Raw genomic sequence first — 18,838 nt, forward strand, 5'->3', positions numbered from 1 at the left:
AATGATGTGGAACTGAAGAAGGGCAGGCGGCATGGCTGACGTACCACGCATCCTCGGCGACCGATACGAGGTCGGCGATCTCATTGGGCGCGGAGGAATGGCACAGGTGCACTTGGGATACGACACCCGACTTTCACGCACAGTAGCAATTAAAGTCCTCCGCACCGATCACGCTACCGACCCCACATTCATCGCCCGCTTCCGCCGCGAAGCGCAATCCGCTGCCGCTCTCAACCACCCGTCAATCGTTGCCGTGTATGACACGGGTGAAGAAACTGTGACGTCCAGTTCGGGGCGCGACATATCGCTTCCCTACATCGTCATGGAATACGTCAAGGGCCGCACAGTTTCTCAGCTGCTATCCAATGGTGATGCACTGCCGATCGATGAAGCCGTACAGATCGTAATTGGCGTGCTATCCGCCCTCGAATATTCGCATCGGGAAGGAATCGTTCACCGCGACATCAAACCGGGCAATGTCATGCTCACACCCGACGGCAAGGTCAAGGTCATGGACTTCGGTATCGCGCGCGCGATCGCGGATTCCTCGGCCACCATGACGCAAACGAACTCCGTGGTGGGCACGGCACAGTACCTCTCGCCCGAACAGGCCCGCGGCGAAGTGGTAGACGCACGCTCCGACCTATATTCGACGGGCTGTTTACTTTTCGAACTGCTGACCGGCCAACCACCATTCCGCGGTGATTCGGCGGTTGCTGTGGCCTACCAGCACGTTTCCCAAACCCCGCCAAGACCGACGACGATCGCGCCCGACGTTCCAGATCAGCTCGACCGCGTAGTTATGAAATCGCTGGCCAAGCGCCGCGAAGATCGCTATCAAAGCGCGGCTGACATGCGCGCAGATCTGCTCGCCGCCTCACGCGGGGAAGGCGTGTCCGCACCCGCCGTGGGCACCTGGCAAACACAAACGGTTCCACCGCCAACCGAAGTTGCACCCATTCCCCCTGTGCATAACCACAGCCCCGGGCCGACCACCGCCACCCAAACCAACGTCGAACCGGAGCGGGACGATAGCGGTCGGAACCGTACGTTCATCATCGTGGGCGTGATTCTCTTGCTCTTAGCGGCGATTGGTATCGGATGGGCAATTATGAACGCCAATAACGATCCGGGTGAGGACGAAACCACCGCCGTACAAACCACCGTACCTGATCTAGAAGGCATGGACGAAGCGGAAGCTAGAGCCGCTCTTGCCGCCGTCAATCTTGTGCTGAATGTGGGCGATCCCGTGGAGGACGACACCATCCCAGAAGGAATTTATGTTTCGTCCAATCCACAAATCGGGGCGAACATTAACGAGGGCGAATCCGTCACCGTCCACTTCTCTTCCGGTGTAGGCAACGTGGAAGTTCCCGACCTTGCCAACGGTACCTACACACAAGATCAGGCGAAGAAGGCACTCGAAAGTCTTGGACTTGAAGTCGGCAGAGTTGATACCGCAGACGTTCCCGGCCGTGCAGCTGACATCGTCACCGAAACCTCACCGATTGCTGGCACAAAAGTTGAGCGCGGAAGTTCCGTCAACCTCGTGGTTGCTTCCGGCGAGATCGTGTTGGAGGACGTGCGCGGAATGAGTCAAGCCGACGCCGAACAGTTCTTACGCGATGAGTTGAAGATTCCGATCATTTCGGTGATCGAATCTGAAACTCCGACAGCCGAGCCTGGAACCGTTATCGGCATGGATCCGATGCCTGGAAAGGTTCCCTACGACCAGCGGGTTGAGATCGTCGTCGCACGTGAACCAGTTCCGATACCCACACCTGATCCGATACCCACACCTGATCCGATGCCGGAACCTGATCCGGATAACCCGTCCGAGGGTGAAAACGACGAAGAATCAGCCAGGTAAATCACTCGCCGATCGTGTTATCCACGATGTTCGTGTTTTCCATGACCCATGGGAATGCGTATTCGAATAGGAGGAACACGGCGAGGGCAATAAGTGCCAGCGCCTGAATGACCTTCAACCAGGTAGGCCCGGGAAGGGCACGCCAAATCGCTCCGTACATTAGTTCACCTCTTCCAGCTGCTGGGTGACACCCGGTTCTACCAGTGCCTGCGGCAAGCCGTCTTCACGTTTGGTCCAATACTTAAATTCGGCGTGGACAACCCACCGTTCGTTCGAAACAAATGGCGGATGGCAGGTGGTAATTGTTAGCAGCCTGCGGGTGGGTTCACTGAGATTGCCACGGCCCTGAAGTTGTTCGTACGCTAAAAATGGGTCCGGGGCGATCGTCCAAATTTCCGTCGGATCCACAATTTCGTCGTTGATAATGGAATACACGAGGTAGGAATTTTCCATTTCGACAACGATCTCATCGCCTTCTTCGAGCTGGGGCACGTGTAACATTGGCGCGCCGTACGTTTGCCGATGTGCCGCCGTCGCAAAATTTCCGATCTGACCGGGCAGCGCCGTGTCCTCATAGCGGCCAAACGCTCCCGTATCAAGGATCGACGTCATGTCCGTGCCGTTTCGAATGGTGTAACCATAGTCGTACCCGAAAGCCGGAATTCTCATAATGCCAAGAATTTCCCCGAATTCCGGTTCGTGCGTCCATTCGGGTGGTGGCCCCTCCTGAGGTTCGGCTATCCCGTCATCTTCAACGGTGACGACTCCGTATTCCTGTTGCAGCTGTTCGATCTCTTCGGCCTGCGCTGCATTGGCGATAATGTCCGTCCACCAGATCTGCCACACAATAAAGAGTGCGATGACCAAGCCTGCGGTAATCAGCAATTCGCCAATAACACCGAGAATGCGGTTAAAGAGGGAAGGCTTCCTCTTGGCGGTGCTTTCCGCAGGTGTCATGCTATCGTCCTTTTCGGTAGTGGTACGGCATAAGCTTAGCCGAAGCGGGAGCTTGGGATAGTTTTATGTTTTTTGTGTGCCCGTATAGGATTTGCGTAGGAACGAACAAAGGAACAAGATGGCCGAGTCTAAGAAGCGCAAGAAGGTTGAACAGCGCCGTATTGCACGTCAGCAGGCAGAAGAGCGCCGGAGTAAATCATCAGATGCTCCACAGGCTTCCCCTAAGTGGTGGGTACCCGTCATGGTTGGGCTTGCTGTACTTGGTCTGATCATCGTCGTTATTGCCTATATCAGCGGTGGCAGGTATCCGATTCCCGGCTTGGATAACGGCAATATCAATCTTTTTGTTGGTATCGGAATCATGCTCGTTGGTTTCTTAATGACGATGGGATGGAAGTAGCCGACCGGGCTTTTACCTTTCGAATGACATCGATGTAATTATCCACAGATGTGTTCACAGCTGGGGATAAAACTGCCGAAAGGATGAGTCGGTGTGGGATTCGCCGTGCGGGGTTAAATCCACGCCAAGGCAAGCAAGATGGCCAAGATGGCTATTGAAATGGCGATGTCAACGACCTTGCGTAAAGTTTGGCGTTGACCTTTAAACCGCGTTCCCGTGGCTATCCATAACCACGTCAAAATGCTACCGACAATCAGACCGCCAAGATGCGACTCCCACGAGATACCGGGAACCACGAATCCGAGGACAACGTTAATCACCAATAGCGTGATGATCCCGGACATGTTTGCTTTAACCCTGCGATATAACACCGCGAGTGATCCAAAAAGTCCGAAAATCGCGCCTGAGGCACCTACGGCTCCGATATTCCATTCGCCCGTCAGATTCGATAACAACATAATCGCGGTGTTACCACCGATTGCCGACACAATATAAAGCGATAGAAAACGCAATTTACCCAACGCGGATTCTAAAAGACGCCCCAACAGCCACAGGGCATACATGTTGAAAACGAGGTGCCAAAAACCTCCATGCAACACCGCTGACGTCAGGAATCGATAGGGCTGCGCGGTAGCTAACGGCGGATAAAACATCAGCTCTACCGTGACCTGGGGCTGCATGCGCCCCACCACCGCCATGAGGACGCAAATGAGGATCACGGCCGTCGTTATCGGCGGCCAATGAGATAAGCGACGCCGAACAGCGTTGCCTTGCGGCTCAGGTTGGTGCTGTTCGGCGTCGCTCATAAATATCTTTAACGGCCTTTAGTTGAACACACTGATCGAGCTGATCACGACGTCTTCGAGGGGGCGATCCATCGGATTCGTCTCCGTCTTCGCGATCTTATCCACAACCTCCTGCGAGGCAACATCCGTCACCTTGCCGAAGATCGTGTGCTTGCCCTGCAACCATGTGGTTGGGGCAACCGTGATAAAGAACTGTGAACCATTCGTACCACGGCCACCTTGCTTACCGGCGTTCGCCATGGCGAGCATGTACGGCTCGGTGAAGTTAAGTTCGGCCGCGATTTCGTCGTCGAACCTATAACCTGGCCCGCCCGTTCCAGTGCCTAGCGGATCGCCGCCCTGGATCATGAAACCGGGGATAACACGATGGAAAATGACGTCCTTGTACAGCGGTTCGTTGGTCTCAACGCCCTGCGGGTTCGTCCATGTCTTCTCACCGGTCGCTAGACCGGTGAAGTTCGCGACTGTCTCTGGAGCGTGCTCCGGATACAGCTCAACCTTGATGTCACCAAAATTAGTATGCAGTGTAGCTTCCATAGTGCCTATCTTGGCACACAGCCGCCCAACAACCGAAACAGGTAGCGCTTTCGTGCCTTAAACGCGCTATCGGCGAAATTTACTCTCTCGAAGAAATTTAGCAGCAAATCGGCACTAAACCAGGTCCGGAGCCTGCAAAACGCTCATCTACATGGAAAGATAGGGAGATGTAACTGGCGGTACTCGACCGTCCCAGATGTGGAGGTAAGATATGTCCTTTCTACGCAGAAAAAAATGCACGAAGGAAAACGTCGTAGACCAAGTTGAACCGGCCATTGACAAGGCCTCTGAAAGTGCCGATAAGGTTCGCAATGTGGTTATTGACGCTCTCGAAACTGCAATTTCAGCAGCTAAGCCAAAGGTTGAACAAGCTGCGAGCAAGGCGAACGACGTCGCACACGATGCCTACGATCGCGCTCGCCCGTATGTGAAAGATGCCTACGAGAAGGCGAACGATGTGGCTCATGATGCTTACGATCGTGCCCGCCCCTATCTCGAAGATGCCGCGAAGCGAGCTGAAGATGCTACCGAAAATCTCCGTGAAGATTACATTCCGCGCGCGCGGCGGGCAGCAAATGCCGCTATCGATGAGGCACGCTCTGGATCCGGTGATCTGCAAACGCGTGCGAAGGACGTCGTGAAAGCCTCGCGCAAAGAACTCGAGAAGCCGGAGAAGAAGGGCCGTGGCCGCAAGGTTTTCGGATTCCTCGCCGTTGCCGCTGTAGGTGCAGCAATTGCTTACTATGCGTGGGCTCGCTCAAAGCCTGTGGCCGATCCTTGGGCAGAAGCTTACTGGGAGGACGTCTCGATTCCAGAAGACGCCGTGGATGAACCTGCTGAGGATGCAGAGGATCAGTCAGCGGAGGTTGAGGAAACAGAAGAAGCTGCCGAATCCGACGTTGAAGCTGAGGACTCCGAGAAGGAAGAAGCCAAGAACTAATCGCATCATTGCGAACTTGGGGGCTGTGCTCGTGGAGCACAGCCCCCACTGCTTTTTCTACAGCTGCGCACGTGACTTCGAGGCCTCTGGCTCCCGCGACACTTAGATCGGTCCGGCGCCACTTTATGTGGTAATAAATCTCTCGCGGGAAGCAGCTAAGTCTCGCGGGAAGGAATCGGGGAGCGTCATACCAGCAAAGCAAAAGCCAGCAAAGTAAAAGAGGGAAACGCGTTGGCGTTTCCCTCTTTGTGGAGCCGAGGGGACTCGAACCCCTAACCCCCTGCTTGCAAAGCAGGTGCGCTACCAATTGCGCCACGGCCCCCTAGAAATCGACCGGATCAGTTACCTGCTGCCAAACTGCTTGACGTTGCAGATTCTCCTGAACCCTTAGGAAGATTACTACTCCTCCCATCAAGGCCGCAACTGCGAAAAGAAATTTTCTCATTTTGACCTTTCTCGATTCCCGGAGTGGGCGTAGGTGGACTCGAACCACCGACCTCCACATTATCAGTGTGGCACTCTAACCGGCTGAGCTATACGCCCCGGGTTTGCGCCTCTAATCGGGCGCCGAATTAGATTAACTCATTTCCTGTTCGATATTCAAACCACCAGCATAGCAAGCGCTACACCTCACAGTTTGATTTGCGCGATTACACAGCGCTTCACTCGGCGGGCTCTCCGCTTTGTTCGGCCGGCTCTACTCGTCCGTCACCGTGATTGAAAGCCCTCCAATAAGCATCGCAATCACGTTGTAAAGTAGCGCTGAAACCGTGCCTAGCAGGGTAAAAAGCACAACCTCAATCACGCCAACAACAACGGAGAACGATACTACACGCCCAAATTCCATGAACTGCCCAAGTTCAAGAAGCGGCTCAGAATTCAACGTCACAAGAAGGTCTTCGATACGCGCCCACACGTGCATCGCATCCATCACGGACCATAGAATAACCGTGGCGATCACGATCATTATTCCGATGCCCACGGAAATGAGAAACGATAGTTTCATTGCCGAAAGCGGGTCGATTCGCGAGATCGTCATTTGCACACGTCGAATTCCCACATCCTTTCGGGCGGGAGGCGCCACTTGGGGAGCTTGTCCATCGCTTTGCTCCGCGTGTGGAGCGGAAGAATTCGTGTGATCCTGCTTGGTCTCGGTCATGGGCTTTCTCCGTCAGTTATTCGATAGGTATGACGCTACCGCGTTTTTTCAGTTTGATCATCACTCTTGGGCGGATCGTCCTGAGTTTCGTCATTTTCAGGCACTGCTTCCTCCTCTTCCTCCGGTTGCGCAGATTCGTCGGCGGCTTCCTGGTCGACGACGTCGGAATTATCGTCCTCCAAATGCGGCGCCATAGCGATCACATGATCCCCATTATCTGGCCGGACGAAACGCACGCCCTGAGTGTTGCGACCGGTCAGGTTCACTTCGTCAACTGCCGAACGTACAACCTTGCCACCGGCCATAATTACGAGCACCTCATCGCCGGGCTGCGTGATGAGCGCGCCCACGAGGTCGCCCCTCGTTTCGACGATTTTTGCAACGCGAATGCCAAGGCCGCCCCGGTTTTGCGGGCGATACTCTTCGATGCTTGTACGTTTAGCAAAGCCACCCTCGGTAATAACGAAAACCTCAGAGCTAGGCCGCACAACCTCCATGGTTAACAGCGAGTCACCGTCACGGAATTTCATTCCACGAACACCAGCAGTTGCGCGCCCCATTGGCCGCAGCGCCTCGTCGTCGGCAACGAATCGTAGAGACTGGCCCTTGCGCGAAACCAGAATCAGCTCATCGCCCTCGTCAATCAGCCGGGCAGAAACCACCTGATCGGTGCTGCCATCAACATGTTCGCGCAAGTTGATGGCGATCAGACCGCCGGTACGCGTGGAATCGTAGTCAGATAGCCTGGTTTTCTTCACCAGGCCATCTTCGGTTGCCAACACGAGGTAGTCGGCCTGATCGTAGTTCCGCAAAGTGATCGCCGAGGCAATTTCTTCACCCGGTTGCATCGCCAACACGTTCGCAACATGCTGGCCTTTAGATTCGCGCGAACCTTCAGGAATCTCATAACCCTTCACACGGTAAACTCGGCCCAAATTCGTAAAGAACAGGTGCCAATCGTGGGTTGAGGCGATACCCATATGTTCAACCACGTCGTCGGAGCGCAACGTTGTTCCTTTAATTCCTTTTCCGCCGCGGCGCTGGGCACGGTATTCCGAAAGCTTCGTGCGTTTGATGAATCCTGAGCGGGTCACGGTTACGACGACGTCCTCTTCCGTGATCAGGTCTTCCTCGGATACCTCGCCGTCGAAGGGCAAGATGGTGGTGCGGCGGTCGTCGCCGTATTTTTCGACCACGCCGCTCAGTTCTTCTGAAACGATCGCGCGTTGACGTTCGGGTTTGGCCAGAATGTCCTTGTAATCGCGCACTTCGGCAAGCTTTTCATCGCGCTCATCGTTGATCTTTTGGCGTTCGAGAGCTGCAAGCCTTCGCAACTGCATGGCGAGAATGTGATCGGCTTGAACCTCGTTGATATCGAGCAGTTCGATCAGGCCCTGCCGCGCGTCATCGGCGGTGGCTGAGCCGCGGATCAACGCAATCACTTCGTCAAGCATATCGAGAGCCTTAACCAGACCCTCCAAAATCATCAGCCGCTCTTCAGCCTTGCGCAATCGATAAGCGGTGCGGCGCGAGATAACTTCTATCTGGTGTTGCACCCAGTGGTAGATGAACCCGTCCAGGGAAAGTGTGCGCGGAACGCCGTCCACCAGCGCCAGCATATTGGCCGAGAAATTCTGCTGTAGTTGAGTGTGCTTGTAAAGGTTGTTCAGTACCACCTTTGGCACGGCGTCGCGTTTCAGAACGACGACGATACGCTGGCCGGCTCGCCCAGAAGATTCATCGCGAATATCGGCAATTCCGCTCAGGCGGCCGTCTTTGACGCCTTCAACCATGCGGTCGAGTAGTCGATCGGGGTTGACCTGATAGGGCAGATCGGTGACGACGAGGCACTGGCGCCCGTGGATTTCCTCAATCTCTACGATCGCTCGCTGAGTGATCGATCCCCTGCCCGTACGGTATGCCTGTTCGATGCCTTTTCGGCCGAGGATGGTAGCGCCGGTCGGGAAGTCCGGCCCAGAAATTCGTTCGAGGAGAGCCTCAAGAAGTTCATCGCGGCTCGCATCCGGATTTTCTAAGAACCACTGTGCACCGGCGGCAACTTCGCGCAGGTTGTGCGGCGGAATCGACGTCGCCATTCCAACCGCGATACCTTCCGAACCGTTTATCAACAGATTCGGGATCCGCGCTGTGAGAACCTTCGGTTCCTCTACCGATCCGTCAAAGTTCGGCTCGAAATCAACCGTATCTTCGTTAATATCGCGAACAAGTTCGACGGCGAGCGGCGCCATTCGAGCTTCGGTATACCGAGCTGCGGCAGCGCCCAAATCACCGGCAGTACCAAAATTTCCTTGGCCCGCAACCAGTGGGTATCGCATCGACCACGGCTGGACCAGGCGCACCATCGTGTCGTAAATCGCGGCATCACCATGCGGATGGTAGTGGCCCATCACGTCGCCAACAATCTTCACGGATTTCGAAAACGCTGAATCATGCCGGTAGCCGCCATCCCACATTGCATAGATTACGCGCCGGTGCACGGGTTTCATGCCATCGCGAACATCGGGCAAGGCTCGCCCGACGATCACGGACATCGCATAGTCAAGATAGGACGTCTCCATCTCCTTTTGGAGGTCAACATCCTTCACGGAGTCAAAATCGGGCTTTTCGGTAGTCGTATCTTCGCTCACGGTTATCCTTAAATATCGAGGAATCGCACGTCACGGGCATTGCGCTGGATAAAGGAGCGCCGCGATTGAACGTCCTCGCCCATGAGTACAGAAAATGCTTCATCGGTGGCCGCTGCCTCGCCAATGTTCACTCGTTTGAGTGTGCGAGTTTCCGGGTTCATCGTGGTATCCCACAGTTCTGAGTCATTCATTTCACCTAGACCCTTGTAGCGCTGGATTGCTTGACCCTCAGCCTTGGGGAGCTTCTTACCAGCTGCCAATCCCGTTTCTAAAGCCTCGTCGCGTTCCTCGTCGGAAAAGACGTATTCGTGTGGCGCGTTCGTCCACTTGATTCGGTACAGCGGTGGCATCGCCAAATAGATATAACCGCCTTCGATCAGCGGCTTCATGTAGCGATAAACCAGGGTGAGCAGGAGGGTGGCAATGTGTTGGCCATCCACGTCCGCATCGGCCATGAACACAATCTTGTGATAGCGCAGTTTCTCGATATCGAATTCTTCTCCCACACCCGTACCGAAGGCGGTGATCAGGTTTTGAATCGTATCCGAGCTCAGGGCGCGATCGAGGCGCGCCTTTTCCACGTTGAGGATCTTTCCACGAATCGGCATGATCGCCTGGTTGTAGGGATCTCGGCCATTGACGGCAGATCCGCCCGCCGAATCACCTTCCACAATGTAAATTTCGCACTCTTCAGGATTTCGCGACGTGCAGTCCTTGAGTTTTCCGGGCATGGCAGCAGATTCGAGCACGGACTTGCGCCGCGTGGCCTCGCGCGCCTTGCGGGCCGCCATACGCGCCTGGAAAGCCTGAGTTGCTTTCCGGATAATCTCGCGCGCATCTGACGGGTTCATGTCGAACCAGTCGCTGAGATGCGCATACGTTTGTTGCTGAACGTAGGTCCGAGCTTCGGTGTTGCCAAGCTTCGTCTTAGTCTGGCCCTCGAACTGCGGTTCGCCAAGCTTGACGGAAAGAACGACGGCGAGACCCTCGCGTACGTCGTCGCCTGAAAGGTTTGGATCCTTGTCTTTCAGCAAATTCTTTTCGCGTGCGTACTTGTTAATCACCGAGGTCAGAGCAGTTCTGAAACCCTCTTCGTGAGTACCACCTTCGGTGGTGTTAATGGTGTTGGCAAAAGTGTGCAGCGTTTCCGAATAGGCACTCGTCCACTGCATGGCCACTTCGAGGGAGATCTTGTTATGTTCGTCCTCAGCCTCGAAATAGATCGGTTCGCCGTGTACGGGCTCAACTTTCTTCGTGTTGACCAAGTGTTCGACGTAGTCGCGCAGACCGCCGTCGTAACGATACGAAACTTCGAGTTTAGGCTGATCCTCGATCACATCGGGGCCGACCACTTCTTCACCTTCGGCGACAGCCTGCTCACGCTCGTCAATGAGCGTGATGCGCAAGCCCTTGTTGAGGAAAGCCATCTGCTGGAGCCGGTGGCGCAACGTTTCGAAATCGAACACCACAGTTTCGAAGATATCGGCGTTGGGCCAAAAGGTCTGCGTAGTACCGGTTTCCGAGGTCTTTTCACCCTTTTCGAGCGGTGCTACCGGAACGCCATCCTCATAGGAAATACGCCAAACGTACCCATCGCGCTTAACCTCGGTATCCATCCGGGTCGACAGCGCGTTGACCACGGAAACGCCAACGCCGTGCAATCCGCCAGAAACAGCGTAGGATCCGGAACCGAATTTACCTCCGGCGTGTAGCACCGTCATGACCACCTGGACTGCAGGAACTCCTTCACCCGGATGGATATCAACGGGAATTCCACGGCCGTCGTCAACTACTCGCACACCGCCGTTTTCCAGTAGCGTCACTTCAATATGGCTCGCAAATCCCGCGAGGGCTTCATCTACAGAATTATCAACGACCTCGTAAACCAGGTGATGCAAACCGCGTTCCCCGGTAGAACCGATATACATGCCAGGACGCTTGCGAACAGCTTCGAGCCCTTCGAGGACGGTGATATTAGACGCGTCGTATGATTGCTCAGACGAAACTTCGCCTACTTTCGACGATTCCTCGCTCATATTTTCTGCCACGCTTGGCATCTCCTAACGCTCGCACATGTGGTGTGCGTCTCTTAAACAGGCCTAAATGCCTTTCTTAGGCTTTGAACCCTGATTTGGTGGGTACCTACTGATTCGGTCCGACACGTAATTGTACCGCTTGCACGGCCCTTTTTCGAGTTTTGCTAGCCGCCTGTCGATACTTTCGGCACTTCATCAAGTGTGGAGAAATTTAGCGTCTAACCATAGGTATCGCGCGGTCCACGTCCGGGTACCGAATACGGTCCGTGCTTCCACGAGGGAACGTGCGGGCCGTTGACAACGATGTCCTTAACCACGCCTTCCCCAAGTTCTTCGGCAAGCTTTTTATCCAGAAAAGCCAAGAGTGCCCGAACTTGAGTCTGCCACGACGTCGACTTTGCCCGCAGAGTCAAGATGCCGTCGTCGGAAAAATCTTCCACCACGCAATTTTGCGCAATAGCCGGGCCCACGATAGCCGGCCAGCGAACGGATACCGCCCCCACATCGAGGCGCTCTTTCCACCCCATTCGGTCAACGATATTGGGATAAATGAAGCTCAAGGGCTTCGGATCGCGCTTGGAAGGGCGCGCGCCCGATCCGACCTCTTGACCGGGGCTTGGCACAAAGACGTCCTCACCCATTTGTTCTTCCTCGCGCAGAGGAATGTGGGTTTCGATTCTGCGGCGCACCCAGCCGTGCCGTTCGGCCATGCGGCGCGCCCGATCCAGAGCTTCCAGAGGCAGCCGGTCACCATATTTATCTGCTGCAAGTTGCTTGGCACGTGCAATTTTGACATTTGCCGATCTGCCAGTTGACGCGGCAGTCATTAACCACCACCGCCAGTAACGACCCCATCGTGTACAACGAACCGCGTTCCGCCAAGTTCTGGTAGATCCTCGCCCACAGCGGCCGTGACAAAAACTTGCTCCGCCTCTTTCACAATGTCAGCCAACCGAGCCCTGCGCCGTGAATCGAGCTCGGCAAAGACGTCGTCGAGAATGAGGATTGGTTCTTCACTTGGAGCCCAATCCCCTTCCTGGCCGCACAGTAACTTCCACGATGCTAGGCGCAACGCCAAAGCGTATGACCACGATTCCCCGTGGGAGGCGAAGCCCTTTGCCGGCAACGTTCCAAGGCTCAGTTCGAGCTCGTCGCGGTGCGGACCAACAAGGTTGACCCCGCGTTCGATTTCCTCATCGTGCCATTGACGCAAAGTTGCGAGCATCGCACGTTCGGTTGCTTCGGCGTCTTGCAGTTCAGTTTCGTGTTCGGCGACGCCGGCTCGGTGGGCCTCACCATCTTGGCCAACGAGCTCTTGCGGGCTGGGTAACACCCAGCCTCTGCGCTCATCAAGATTTGCGCCGTAGTCAATGCGCGCGATTCCACGGCCTCCCGAAACATCGGCGTAATATTTCTCGACAAGGGGCCGTAATCCAGCGATGATCTTGGCGCGCTCGGCGATGATTTGCGCGCCGAATTTAGCAATCTGAGCGTCCCAGATTTCAAGTGCCGCCTCGTCGTAGAATCCGCCGCGCCGCCTGGCTTTCTGCATTGTTTTCAGTAGCGCGCCGCGCTGGCGCAGGGCCTTATCGTATTCGCTTTTCACGGCAGCTAGCCGGGGGCGGAATTGAATCATCAGATTATCGAGGAAACGCCGTCTAGCTCCCGGATCTCCCTTGATCAGTTCGAGATCTTCGGGCGCAAAGACCACTGCGCGAACAATTCCCAGAAGTTCTGCAGGGCGAACATTTCCCCGATTTATTCGTGCCCGGTTTGCTTTTCCGGTGAGAATTTCGATCTCAACTATAGTTTCGGAATCCCCGCGGCAGACCTTTGCCCGCACCACGGCTGCGCTTGCCCCTTGCCGAACCAGCGCCGTATCAGCAGCCACCCGGTGGGAGGTAAACGTTGCCAAATATCCGATCGCTTCAACGAGGTTAGTTTTTCCCTGCCCGTTTTCGCCCACGAAAATGACGACGCCGGGTTCTAGCTCAAGCACAACCTCTCGATACGAACGGAAATCGTGTAGTGCCAGATCTGATATGTACAAGGATCTTAACTACGCCTAGTTAGCACCGAATGTGCGGATCGGCATGAGGAGGAGGCGGAAATCGTCATTGACGTTTCCTTCCTCATCTTGAGCGGTGACCACCGCGGGTTTGGTTGGGTGGGTGAAGGATAGGCGAATGAACTCCATGTCGATCACCGAAAAACCTTCCTGCAAGAAGGCGGGGTTGAAGGCCATTTTGAGTTCTTCGCCGTCAAGCTGTGCGGGCAGAACTTCCGAGACTTGGGCGTTATCTCCGTGACCGGCTTCTAGGACGATCTCCCCTTCAGCAAAAGATAGACGTACCGCCGCATTTTTTTCGACAACGAGGCGCGAGCGTTTGATCGCGTCGAGGATTTCTTGACGGTCCATGACGACGTGTCCGTTGACTTCGGTTGGGAATAGCGATCGCACTTGCGGATATTCGCCGTCGATAAGTTGAATCGTATTGCGCCGTTTCGTGTCAAAATTACCGTCGGCCAAGAAGCCGATCATGGCTCCCATTCCTTCATCTTGGAGGGAGATTTCGATTTCGCGTGCGGAACCAAGTGCCTTGGCGACGTCGAGCAGGCGCGAGGCGCGTACAAGTATTCGCGTGGACATATCCGAAGATGAGGGACTCCACTGAAGATCCCTGATCGCAAGGCGATACCGATCGGTTGCCATGAGGGAAATTTGATCGCCTTCAATTTCGATACAGACCGAGACGAGCATGGGCAACGTGTCGTCATTCGAGGCCGCAATCGTCACTTGGGAAACAGCTTTTTCCCATTCCGCCGCATTCACTTTCCCAATAACGGGCGGCATTTCTGGCAGTTCTGAATAGTCCGCGGTCGACATCGTTTTCAACGAGAAGTGCGCGTTGGCGCAATCAATCTCGAGCTTTCCGCCTTCAACTTCAAGATGTATCTGGCCCGAAGGAAGTGAGCGTGAAATATCTGCGAGCAATTTTCCGTTGACCAGCACGTCACCTGGCTCATCAACATCACCAGTAATGGTGATGTGAGAAGAGATATCAGAATCGCGTGATCCAAGTGAAATAGTGCCGTCTTCAGCTGCAACAATGTGCATACCTGCAAGCACTGGAATGGCAGGGCGGTTGGGGATAGTACGGGATGCCCACGTGACCGCATCAGTGAAGACCTCATGATCGACGTTAAGTTTCACCGTCAAACCTACTTTCATCTAATTCTGGCTCTACTTTACGTGAGGACGAGCAGTTTTGTTTAGCGATCCACATTCGACGTAACTTGAAAATGAGTTGGTGGCCGAAGTTAGTCATGGAGTTTTATTAATTAGTAGTAGTTATAGCGTCTGTGGAGTTCGTGGATAACCAGATTATTTAGCGGTATTGCGCCAGCTTCAGCCTGTGGAAAGTGTGGTTATAAGGTTGCGAGGAAAATTAGGATTTTGTGGATGGAACACTTTGGATTGCTAATTATCCGCAGTAAATATTCGTTTTTCCACTGAAGATTTTTAAGAGCTCAACTATCAGTCCACAGTAATTGTGGATAACTTTGATTTCGTTCCTCAGTGATTTTCTGCCAGTTGAGCCTGTTCTTTAGCTGCTTGCTTGATACGAGACGTCAACTCGGAGACTTGATTGAAAACCGTCTGCTTTTCAGCCATGAGTTTTTCGATTTTGTTCAACGCGTTGAGAACAGTCGTATGATCCCGACGATTAAAGGATTCCGCTATTTTTGGTAAGGAAAGATCCGTCATTTCACGGCATAGATACATGGCAATGTGACGAGGCTGAGTGAGGGTACGAGTGCGCGTGGGTGATTTGAGATCGTCGGACGTCAAACCGAAGTAGGAAGCCGTCTGGTTCATAATCAATGCGGCCGTCACCGTCACCGAGCTGGGATCCGACATAATATCTTTGAGTGCCGTTTCAGCGACTTCGATCGTGACCGGTAGATTAAAAAGTCCTGCATAAGCAGTGACGCGGCGGAGCGAACCTTCCATTTCGCGGACGTTGGTCGTGATCCGCGAAGCGATGAATTCCAGAACCTCCCGCGGTACTTCTAGCTTTTCTGAAGCTGCCTTCTTTTCCAAAATTGCGATTCGGGTCTCGAGATTGGGAAGGTCGATATTAGCCACAATTCCAGATGCGAATCGAGAGATCATTCTGTCTTCAAATCCATCGAGGAGTCTGGGCGCGACGTCGGAGGTAATCACGATTTGCTTGTTCGCATTGGCCAACGCATTAAACGTATTGAAAAATTCTTCCAAAGTTCCTTCCTTGTTGGATAGGAACTGAATGTCGTCAATGAGCAAAATATCGACCGAGCGGAAAAGGTTTTTAAAGTTGTGGCCTTGCTGGGTACGCATGGCGTTAATAAACATGTTTGTAAATTCTTCAGAACTTACGTATAGAACGCGATGGCCGGGGAAAAGGTTGATGTAGTAATTCCCGATCGCATGTAAGAGATGCGTCTTTCCCATACCCGAATCCGAATATAGAAAGAGCGGGTTGTAGGTGGATCCGGGTGCTTCGGCAACCGCAAGGGCTGTGGCATGGGCGAATCGATTAGAATCTCCAATAACGAAGTTTTCAAATGTGTAGCGCGGATTTAAGTGGGCGTCCGACTGGTCTTTGTTCGTTTGGATCCGAGGTAGGAATGGGCTCAAGCGTTCATTGGAATCCGCCGGTGATTCAGAAAAATCCTGTTCGGGAATATCGACGGCGTGTAACATCCGCTCCGCATGTTTCGAATCTTCAGGTTCTTCCACGAAAGCAGGATCCGGATTGTCGAACACGGAATGATCCTGCCAGGCTGGTTCGGGTTGCTGCCAAGATTGAACGGCGGCTGGTGTTTGAGGGGTCGCCTGTTCGGAAAGCGATGGGTCAACGGATATAACTAGGCGAACAGTACGCCCAAGAATGTCAGACAGACGATCTTCCATAATCGACGCCACATTCTCGTTTAACCAATCTTTAACGAATTCTGACCCAACGCCGATCATGAAAATGTCATCGGCCGTGGCGAGTGGGTGAGCAAGGCGAACGAATGCGGTTTGAGAATCGGAAAGCTCGCCCTGAGCGCGAAGTAACTCGGTCGTGGCCGTCCACGCGTCGCGTGCGGGTGAGCTTTCCATTTTTCCCTCGATTCGTTTTGCCAATATCGAGCCATCCTAGAGCATAAGATGTGGAAAGTCAGACGAGTTATCCACAAAGTTGTTCACATGTGTGGATATTACAACGTTGTAATTCAAATCGTCGATCCTTGGCGATCCGCCACAAACCATGATCCACAGAACTTCCCACAGATGTGGAGATCACCGATAAGTGGAATTGGTCAAACTTTTCCTCATCTGTGGTTAGATGGCCTGCTTGTTATATCTGTCACCGCCAGCCCTCCTTTCGTTGACCTTTCGGCGCAAACTTCAGTAAAGTCAGTGAGTCATGTGTGCCATGCACACTGCTTTTCCAAAGCGATCCAACATTACGATTTAGAGGTTGTCCCACAATGACTACGAAGCGCACGTTCCAGCCGAATAACCGCCGCCGTGCCAAGGTGCATGGCTTCCGCAAGCGCATGTCCACCCGCGCCGGCCGCGCAATTCTCGCGTCACGCCGACGTAAGGGACGCGCCAAGCTTTCTGCGTAAATGCTGCCTGCAGTCAACCGAATGCGGGATTCGGCGGACTTTCGGTCCGCCACTCGTAAGGGGTTGCGCTCAGCATGCAGGTATTTCGTCATCCACGTTGTGGCTGGCAATCCCGAAGCCGACCTTCTGGTCGGCTTCACTGTTAGCAAGAAAGTAGGCAATGCCGTCACCCGGAATCGGGTGCGCAGGCGGCTGCGGCACATCATGCGCGAATACCTCGATGTTCCGGCAGAGAAGATTGTGATTCGCGCCTTACCGGTAAGTGCGACGGCGTCGTCGGGCGAACTGCGCCACGCTCTACACAGCGCACTCGTTCGGCTAGGAATCATCCATGACTAACTTCACCGGCAAAGCACTCAGCGGTGCGATTCGTTGGTATCAGCGCAATATTTCTGTGAATTTTCCGCGCCGTTGCCGATACCAGCCCACATGCTCGGCCTACGCCCTAGAATCAATTCAGGTTCACGGCACAATTAAAGGTACACTCTTAGGTGTGTGGCGGGTTCTTCGTTGCAATCCTTGGTCAAAGGGTGGCGTGGACTGGGTGCCGGAAAAGGGCAAATGGCCGAAGAAGCCGCTGGGATATAAGGAACTCATCGCATTACGCGACAAGGATTTAGATCATCAGGTCACCTGTGACCATGGCGATGATCACGACGCATAGGAGCTCAGGTTGGATACCATCCTCTACCCCATTATGTGGGTCATTTCGTACATCATGTACGGAGTGCATGCACTTCTCACCATGCTGGGAATGCAGGACGGTTCAGGGCCGGCGTGGGTCCTGTCCATCGTCGGTCTAACCATCTTCATTCGCATTCTTATTATCCCTTTGTTTAATCGGCAGACCCGCGCTTCTCGTGCAGGCCAAGAGCTCCAGCCGGAGATTCAAAAGATTCAGAAGAAGTACAAGGGACGCACCGACCAGGTGTCGCAGCAGCGTCAGCAAGAAGAACTCATGGCGCTTTATCGCGATCATGGAACTTCTCCGTTTGCCGCGTGTATGCCGATGCTGATTCAGATGCCGATATTCTTCGCTCTGTTCCGCCTCCTGTACGCGGTTCTCCCGCTCTCGAACGGCACCTACGGGCGTGATTCGATCGGGCCTATCGATCAGGATGTTGCTACGGAAATCGCACGGTCGACAGTCTTTGGCGCACCGATTTCTTCCTCAATCTCAACGCGCAACGAGTTCAGTGATCCGACTGCCGTGTTGGTAGTCGCCGTCGTTCTCATTGCACTCATGATTGTGACTCTGTTCTTCTCGCAAAAGCAGATTATGACGAAGAACTTGCCAGACTCTGCGCGCGATCCGGATAATCCGGCTTTCAAGATGCAAAAGTACATGCTCTATGGCATGCCTTTGATCTACGTATTCTCGGGCGGAGTCTTCCAAATCGGCGTGCTGGTGTACTGGCTTACTGGAAATATCTGGAATATTGGCCAGCAAACTTGGCTGATCACTACGAATCCAGCACCTGGTTCCGAGGCATATCGAGCCCGTCAAGAGCGCTTGGCACAAAAGCGTAAGCGTAAGGGATTGCCAGAGGAAGATGACTCTGAAAGTCGTGAAGCTACGCAGGAACAAACCGGTCAGCGAGCCCAACCACTAGGCAAGAAGCGCTCCAAAAAGGCGCGCCAAACTGGCCAGATACCTGAAAATGCCATAGTTCCGAAAGAAGACGGCGAGTCTGATGCCGGCGAGGTTCGCGGATCAGACGGCCTGACTGATGCGGAACGTGCACAAAAGCGTTACCAACGGCGTATGGCAGAACGACAACAATCTAAAAAGAAGCGTAAGAAGAAAAAGCGCCGGTAGAAAAT

The 18,838-nt window shown here is 54.0% G+C and carries 19 protein-coding genes and 2 tRNA genes; 7 read left to right on the forward strand and 14 right to left on the reverse strand.

The genetic code is table 11. The annotated features are described in order from the left end of the window. The first annotated feature begins 31 nt into the window (after positions 1-31). The gene (gene pknB, locus J2S70_RS04585; protein WP_307682561.1) at positions 32-1,870 is read left to right on the forward strand and encodes a Stk1 family PASTA domain-containing Ser/Thr kinase; all 1,839 of its coding nucleotides are present in this window, start codon (positions 32-34) and stop codon (positions 1,868-1,870) included. A gap of 1 nt (position 1,871) precedes the next feature. Here pknB and J2S70_RS04590 read toward each other — a convergent pair whose 3' ends face one another. Both J2S70_RS04590 and J2S70_RS04595 read right to left on the reverse strand, forming a co-directional pair. Beyond that, complete coding sequence (locus J2S70_RS04590) at positions 1,872-2,030, reverse strand: hypothetical protein (RefSeq protein ID WP_307682562.1); 159 nt, start codon at positions 2,028-2,030, stop codon at positions 1,872-1,874. After that, the gene (locus tag J2S70_RS04595; RefSeq protein WP_307682563.1) at positions 2,030-2,827 is read right to left on the reverse strand and encodes a class E sortase; all 798 of its coding nucleotides are present in this window, start codon (positions 2,825-2,827) and stop codon (positions 2,030-2,032) included. Before J2S70_RS04595 ends, J2S70_RS04590 begins: the two co-directional genes overlap by 1 nt. 118 nt (positions 2,828-2,945) lie before the next feature. Here J2S70_RS04595 and J2S70_RS04600 point away from each other — a divergent pair, with 118 nt between their 5' ends. Further along, positions 2,946-3,227, forward strand: a complete 282-nt coding sequence (locus J2S70_RS04600; RefSeq protein WP_307682564.1) for a cell division protein CrgA — start codon at positions 2,946-2,948, stop codon at positions 3,225-3,227. Between the two features lie 113 nt (positions 3,228-3,340). Here the strand turns inward: J2S70_RS04600 and J2S70_RS04605 are convergent, their stop codons facing one another. Both J2S70_RS04605 and J2S70_RS04610 read right to left on the reverse strand, forming a co-directional pair. Beyond that, on the reverse strand, positions 3,341-4,033 hold the full coding sequence (locus tag J2S70_RS04605) for a rhomboid family intramembrane serine protease (protein ID WP_307682565.1): 693 nt from the start codon (positions 4,031-4,033) through the stop codon (positions 3,341-3,343). 18 nt (positions 4,034-4,051) lie between these two features. Next, positions 4,052-4,570 carry a peptidylprolyl isomerase gene (locus J2S70_RS04610; RefSeq protein WP_307682566.1) on the reverse strand — a complete coding sequence of 173 codons (519 nt, stop codon included), beginning with the start codon at positions 4,568-4,570 and terminating at the stop codon, positions 4,052-4,054. Between the two features lie 211 nt (positions 4,571-4,781). Between J2S70_RS04610 and J2S70_RS04615 the strand changes: the two genes are divergently transcribed. Next, positions 4,782-5,510, forward strand: a complete 729-nt coding sequence (locus J2S70_RS04615; protein ID WP_307682567.1) for a hypothetical protein — start codon at positions 4,782-4,784, stop codon at positions 5,508-5,510. Between the two features lie 249 nt (positions 5,511-5,759). Here the strand turns inward: J2S70_RS04615 and J2S70_RS04620 are convergent. From J2S70_RS04620 to dnaA, 10 genes are all read right to left on the reverse strand, one after another. Then, positions 5,760-5,832 (reverse strand) — tRNA-Ala (locus tag J2S70_RS04620). Beyond that, complete coding sequence (locus J2S70_RS08860; protein WP_407702629.1) at positions 5,833-6,015, reverse strand: DLW-39 family protein; 183 nt, start codon at positions 6,013-6,015, stop codon at positions 5,833-5,835. Beyond that, positions 5,980-6,053, reverse strand: a tRNA-Ile gene (locus J2S70_RS04625). Before J2S70_RS04625 ends, J2S70_RS08860 begins: the two co-directional genes overlap by 36 nt. A 154-nt stretch (positions 6,054-6,207) precedes the next feature. After that, a complete protein-coding gene (locus J2S70_RS04630; RefSeq protein WP_307682568.1) occupies positions 6,208-6,669 on the reverse strand; it encodes a DUF3566 domain-containing protein in 462 nt (153 codons plus the stop codon). A gap of 35 nt (positions 6,670-6,704) precedes the next feature. Beyond that, a complete protein-coding gene (gene gyrA / locus J2S70_RS04635; protein ID WP_307682569.1) occupies positions 6,705-9,317 on the reverse strand; it encodes a DNA gyrase subunit A in 2,613 nt (870 codons plus the stop codon). An 8-nt stretch (positions 9,318-9,325) separates the two neighbouring features. After that, the gene (gene gyrB / locus J2S70_RS04640) at positions 9,326-11,353 is read right to left on the reverse strand and encodes a DNA topoisomerase (ATP-hydrolyzing) subunit B (protein WP_307683372.1); all 2,028 of its coding nucleotides are present in this window, start codon (positions 11,351-11,353) and stop codon (positions 9,326-9,328) included. Positions 11,354-11,571: 218 nt separating this feature from the next. Next, complete coding sequence (locus tag J2S70_RS04645) at positions 11,572-12,180, reverse strand: DUF721 domain-containing protein (RefSeq protein WP_307682570.1); 609 nt, start codon at positions 12,178-12,180, stop codon at positions 11,572-11,574. Further along, positions 12,180-13,403: a DNA replication/repair protein RecF gene (gene recF, locus J2S70_RS04650; protein WP_307682571.1), complete on the reverse strand. Its 1,224-nt coding sequence runs from the start codon at positions 13,401-13,403 to the stop codon at positions 12,180-12,182. Before recF ends, J2S70_RS04645 begins: the two co-directional genes overlap by 1 nt. Positions 13,404-13,418: 15 nt before the next feature. Continuing rightward, the gene (dnaN, locus tag J2S70_RS04655) at positions 13,419-14,585 is read right to left on the reverse strand and encodes a DNA polymerase III subunit beta (protein WP_307682572.1); all 1,167 of its coding nucleotides are present in this window, start codon (positions 14,583-14,585) and stop codon (positions 13,419-13,421) included. Between the two features lie 345 nt (positions 14,586-14,930). Beyond that, positions 14,931-16,526, reverse strand: a complete 1,596-nt coding sequence (dnaA, locus tag J2S70_RS04660) for a chromosomal replication initiator protein DnaA (protein WP_407702630.1) — start codon at positions 16,524-16,526, stop codon at positions 14,931-14,933. Positions 16,527-16,873: 347 nt separating this feature from the next. Between dnaA and rpmH the strand changes: the two genes are divergently transcribed. From rpmH to yidC, 4 genes are read left to right on the forward strand one after another with little or no spacing between them, the layout of a single operon-like run. Further along, positions 16,874-17,014 (forward strand): 50S ribosomal protein L34, encoded by a 141-nt coding sequence (gene rpmH, locus J2S70_RS04665; protein ID WP_307682573.1) that lies wholly within the window; start codon positions 16,874-16,876, stop codon positions 17,012-17,014. Further along, entirely contained in the window at positions 17,015-17,353 is a 339-nt protein-coding gene (gene rnpA, locus J2S70_RS04670) for a ribonuclease P protein component (RefSeq protein WP_307682574.1), read from the forward strand. Beyond that, entirely contained in the window at positions 17,346-17,678 is a 333-nt protein-coding gene (gene yidD / locus J2S70_RS04675; protein WP_307682575.1) for a membrane protein insertion efficiency factor YidD, read from the forward strand. The genes rnpA and yidD overlap by 8 nt, the downstream gene beginning before the upstream one ends. A 9-nt stretch (positions 17,679-17,687) precedes the next feature. Then, positions 17,688-18,833 (forward strand): membrane protein insertase YidC, encoded by a 1,146-nt coding sequence (yidC, locus tag J2S70_RS04680; protein WP_307682576.1) that lies wholly within the window; start codon positions 17,688-17,690, stop codon positions 18,831-18,833. Positions 18,834-18,838 lie beyond the last annotated feature (5 nt).

Source organism: Trueperella bonasi (assembly GCF_030811535.1).
GTDB classification, from domain to species: domain Bacteria; phylum Actinomycetota; class Actinomycetes; order Actinomycetales; family Actinomycetaceae; genus Trueperella; species Trueperella bonasi.

Coding starts and splice junctions, on each gene's coding strand:
- J2S70_RS04630 (WP_307682568.1), bottom strand. CDS start 6,669: ATGACCGAGACCAAGCAGGATCACACGAATTCTTCCGCTCCACACGCG.
- J2S70_RS04600 (WP_307682564.1), top strand. CDS start 2,946: ATGGCCGAGTCTAAGAAGCGCAAGAAGGTTGAACAGCGCCGTATTGCA.
- J2S70_RS04605 (WP_307682565.1), bottom strand. CDS start 4,033: ATGAGCGACGCCGAACAGCACCAACCTGAGCCGCAAGGCAACGCTGTT.
- rnpA (WP_307682574.1), top strand. CDS start 17,015: ATGCTGCCTGCAGTCAACCGAATGCGGGATTCGGCGGACTTTCGGTCC.
- gyrB (WP_307683372.1), bottom strand. CDS start 11,353: ATGAGCGAGGAATCGTCGAAAGTAGGCGAAGTTTCGTCTGAGCAATCA.
- pknB (WP_307682561.1), top strand. CDS start 32: ATGGCTGACGTACCACGCATCCTCGGCGACCGATACGAGGTCGGCGAT.
- J2S70_RS04645 (WP_307682570.1), bottom strand. CDS start 12,180: ATGACTGCCGCGTCAACTGGCAGATCGGCAAATGTCAAAATTGCACGT.
- J2S70_RS04615 (WP_307682567.1), top strand. CDS start 4,782: ATGTCCTTTCTACGCAGAAAAAAATGCACGAAGGAAAACGTCGTAGAC.
- J2S70_RS04595 (WP_307682563.1), bottom strand. CDS start 2,827: ATGACACCTGCGGAAAGCACCGCCAAGAGGAAGCCTTCCCTCTTTAAC.
- J2S70_RS04610 (WP_307682566.1), bottom strand. CDS start 4,570: ATGGAAGCTACACTGCATACTAATTTTGGTGACATCAAGGTTGAGCTG.
- dnaN (WP_307682572.1), bottom strand. CDS start 14,585: ATGAAAGTAGGTTTGACGGTGAAACTTAACGTCGATCATGAGGTCTTC.
- yidD (WP_307682575.1), top strand. CDS start 17,346: ATGACTAACTTCACCGGCAAAGCACTCAGCGGTGCGATTCGTTGGTAT.
- rpmH (WP_307682573.1), top strand. CDS start 16,874: ATGACTACGAAGCGCACGTTCCAGCCGAATAACCGCCGCCGTGCCAAG.
- J2S70_RS08860 (WP_407702629.1), bottom strand. CDS start 6,015: ATGTGGAGGTCGGTGGTTCGAGTCCACCTACGCCCACTCCGGGAATCG.
- J2S70_RS04590 (WP_307682562.1), bottom strand. CDS start 2,030: ATGTACGGAGCGATTTGGCGTGCCCTTCCCGGGCCTACCTGGTTGAAG.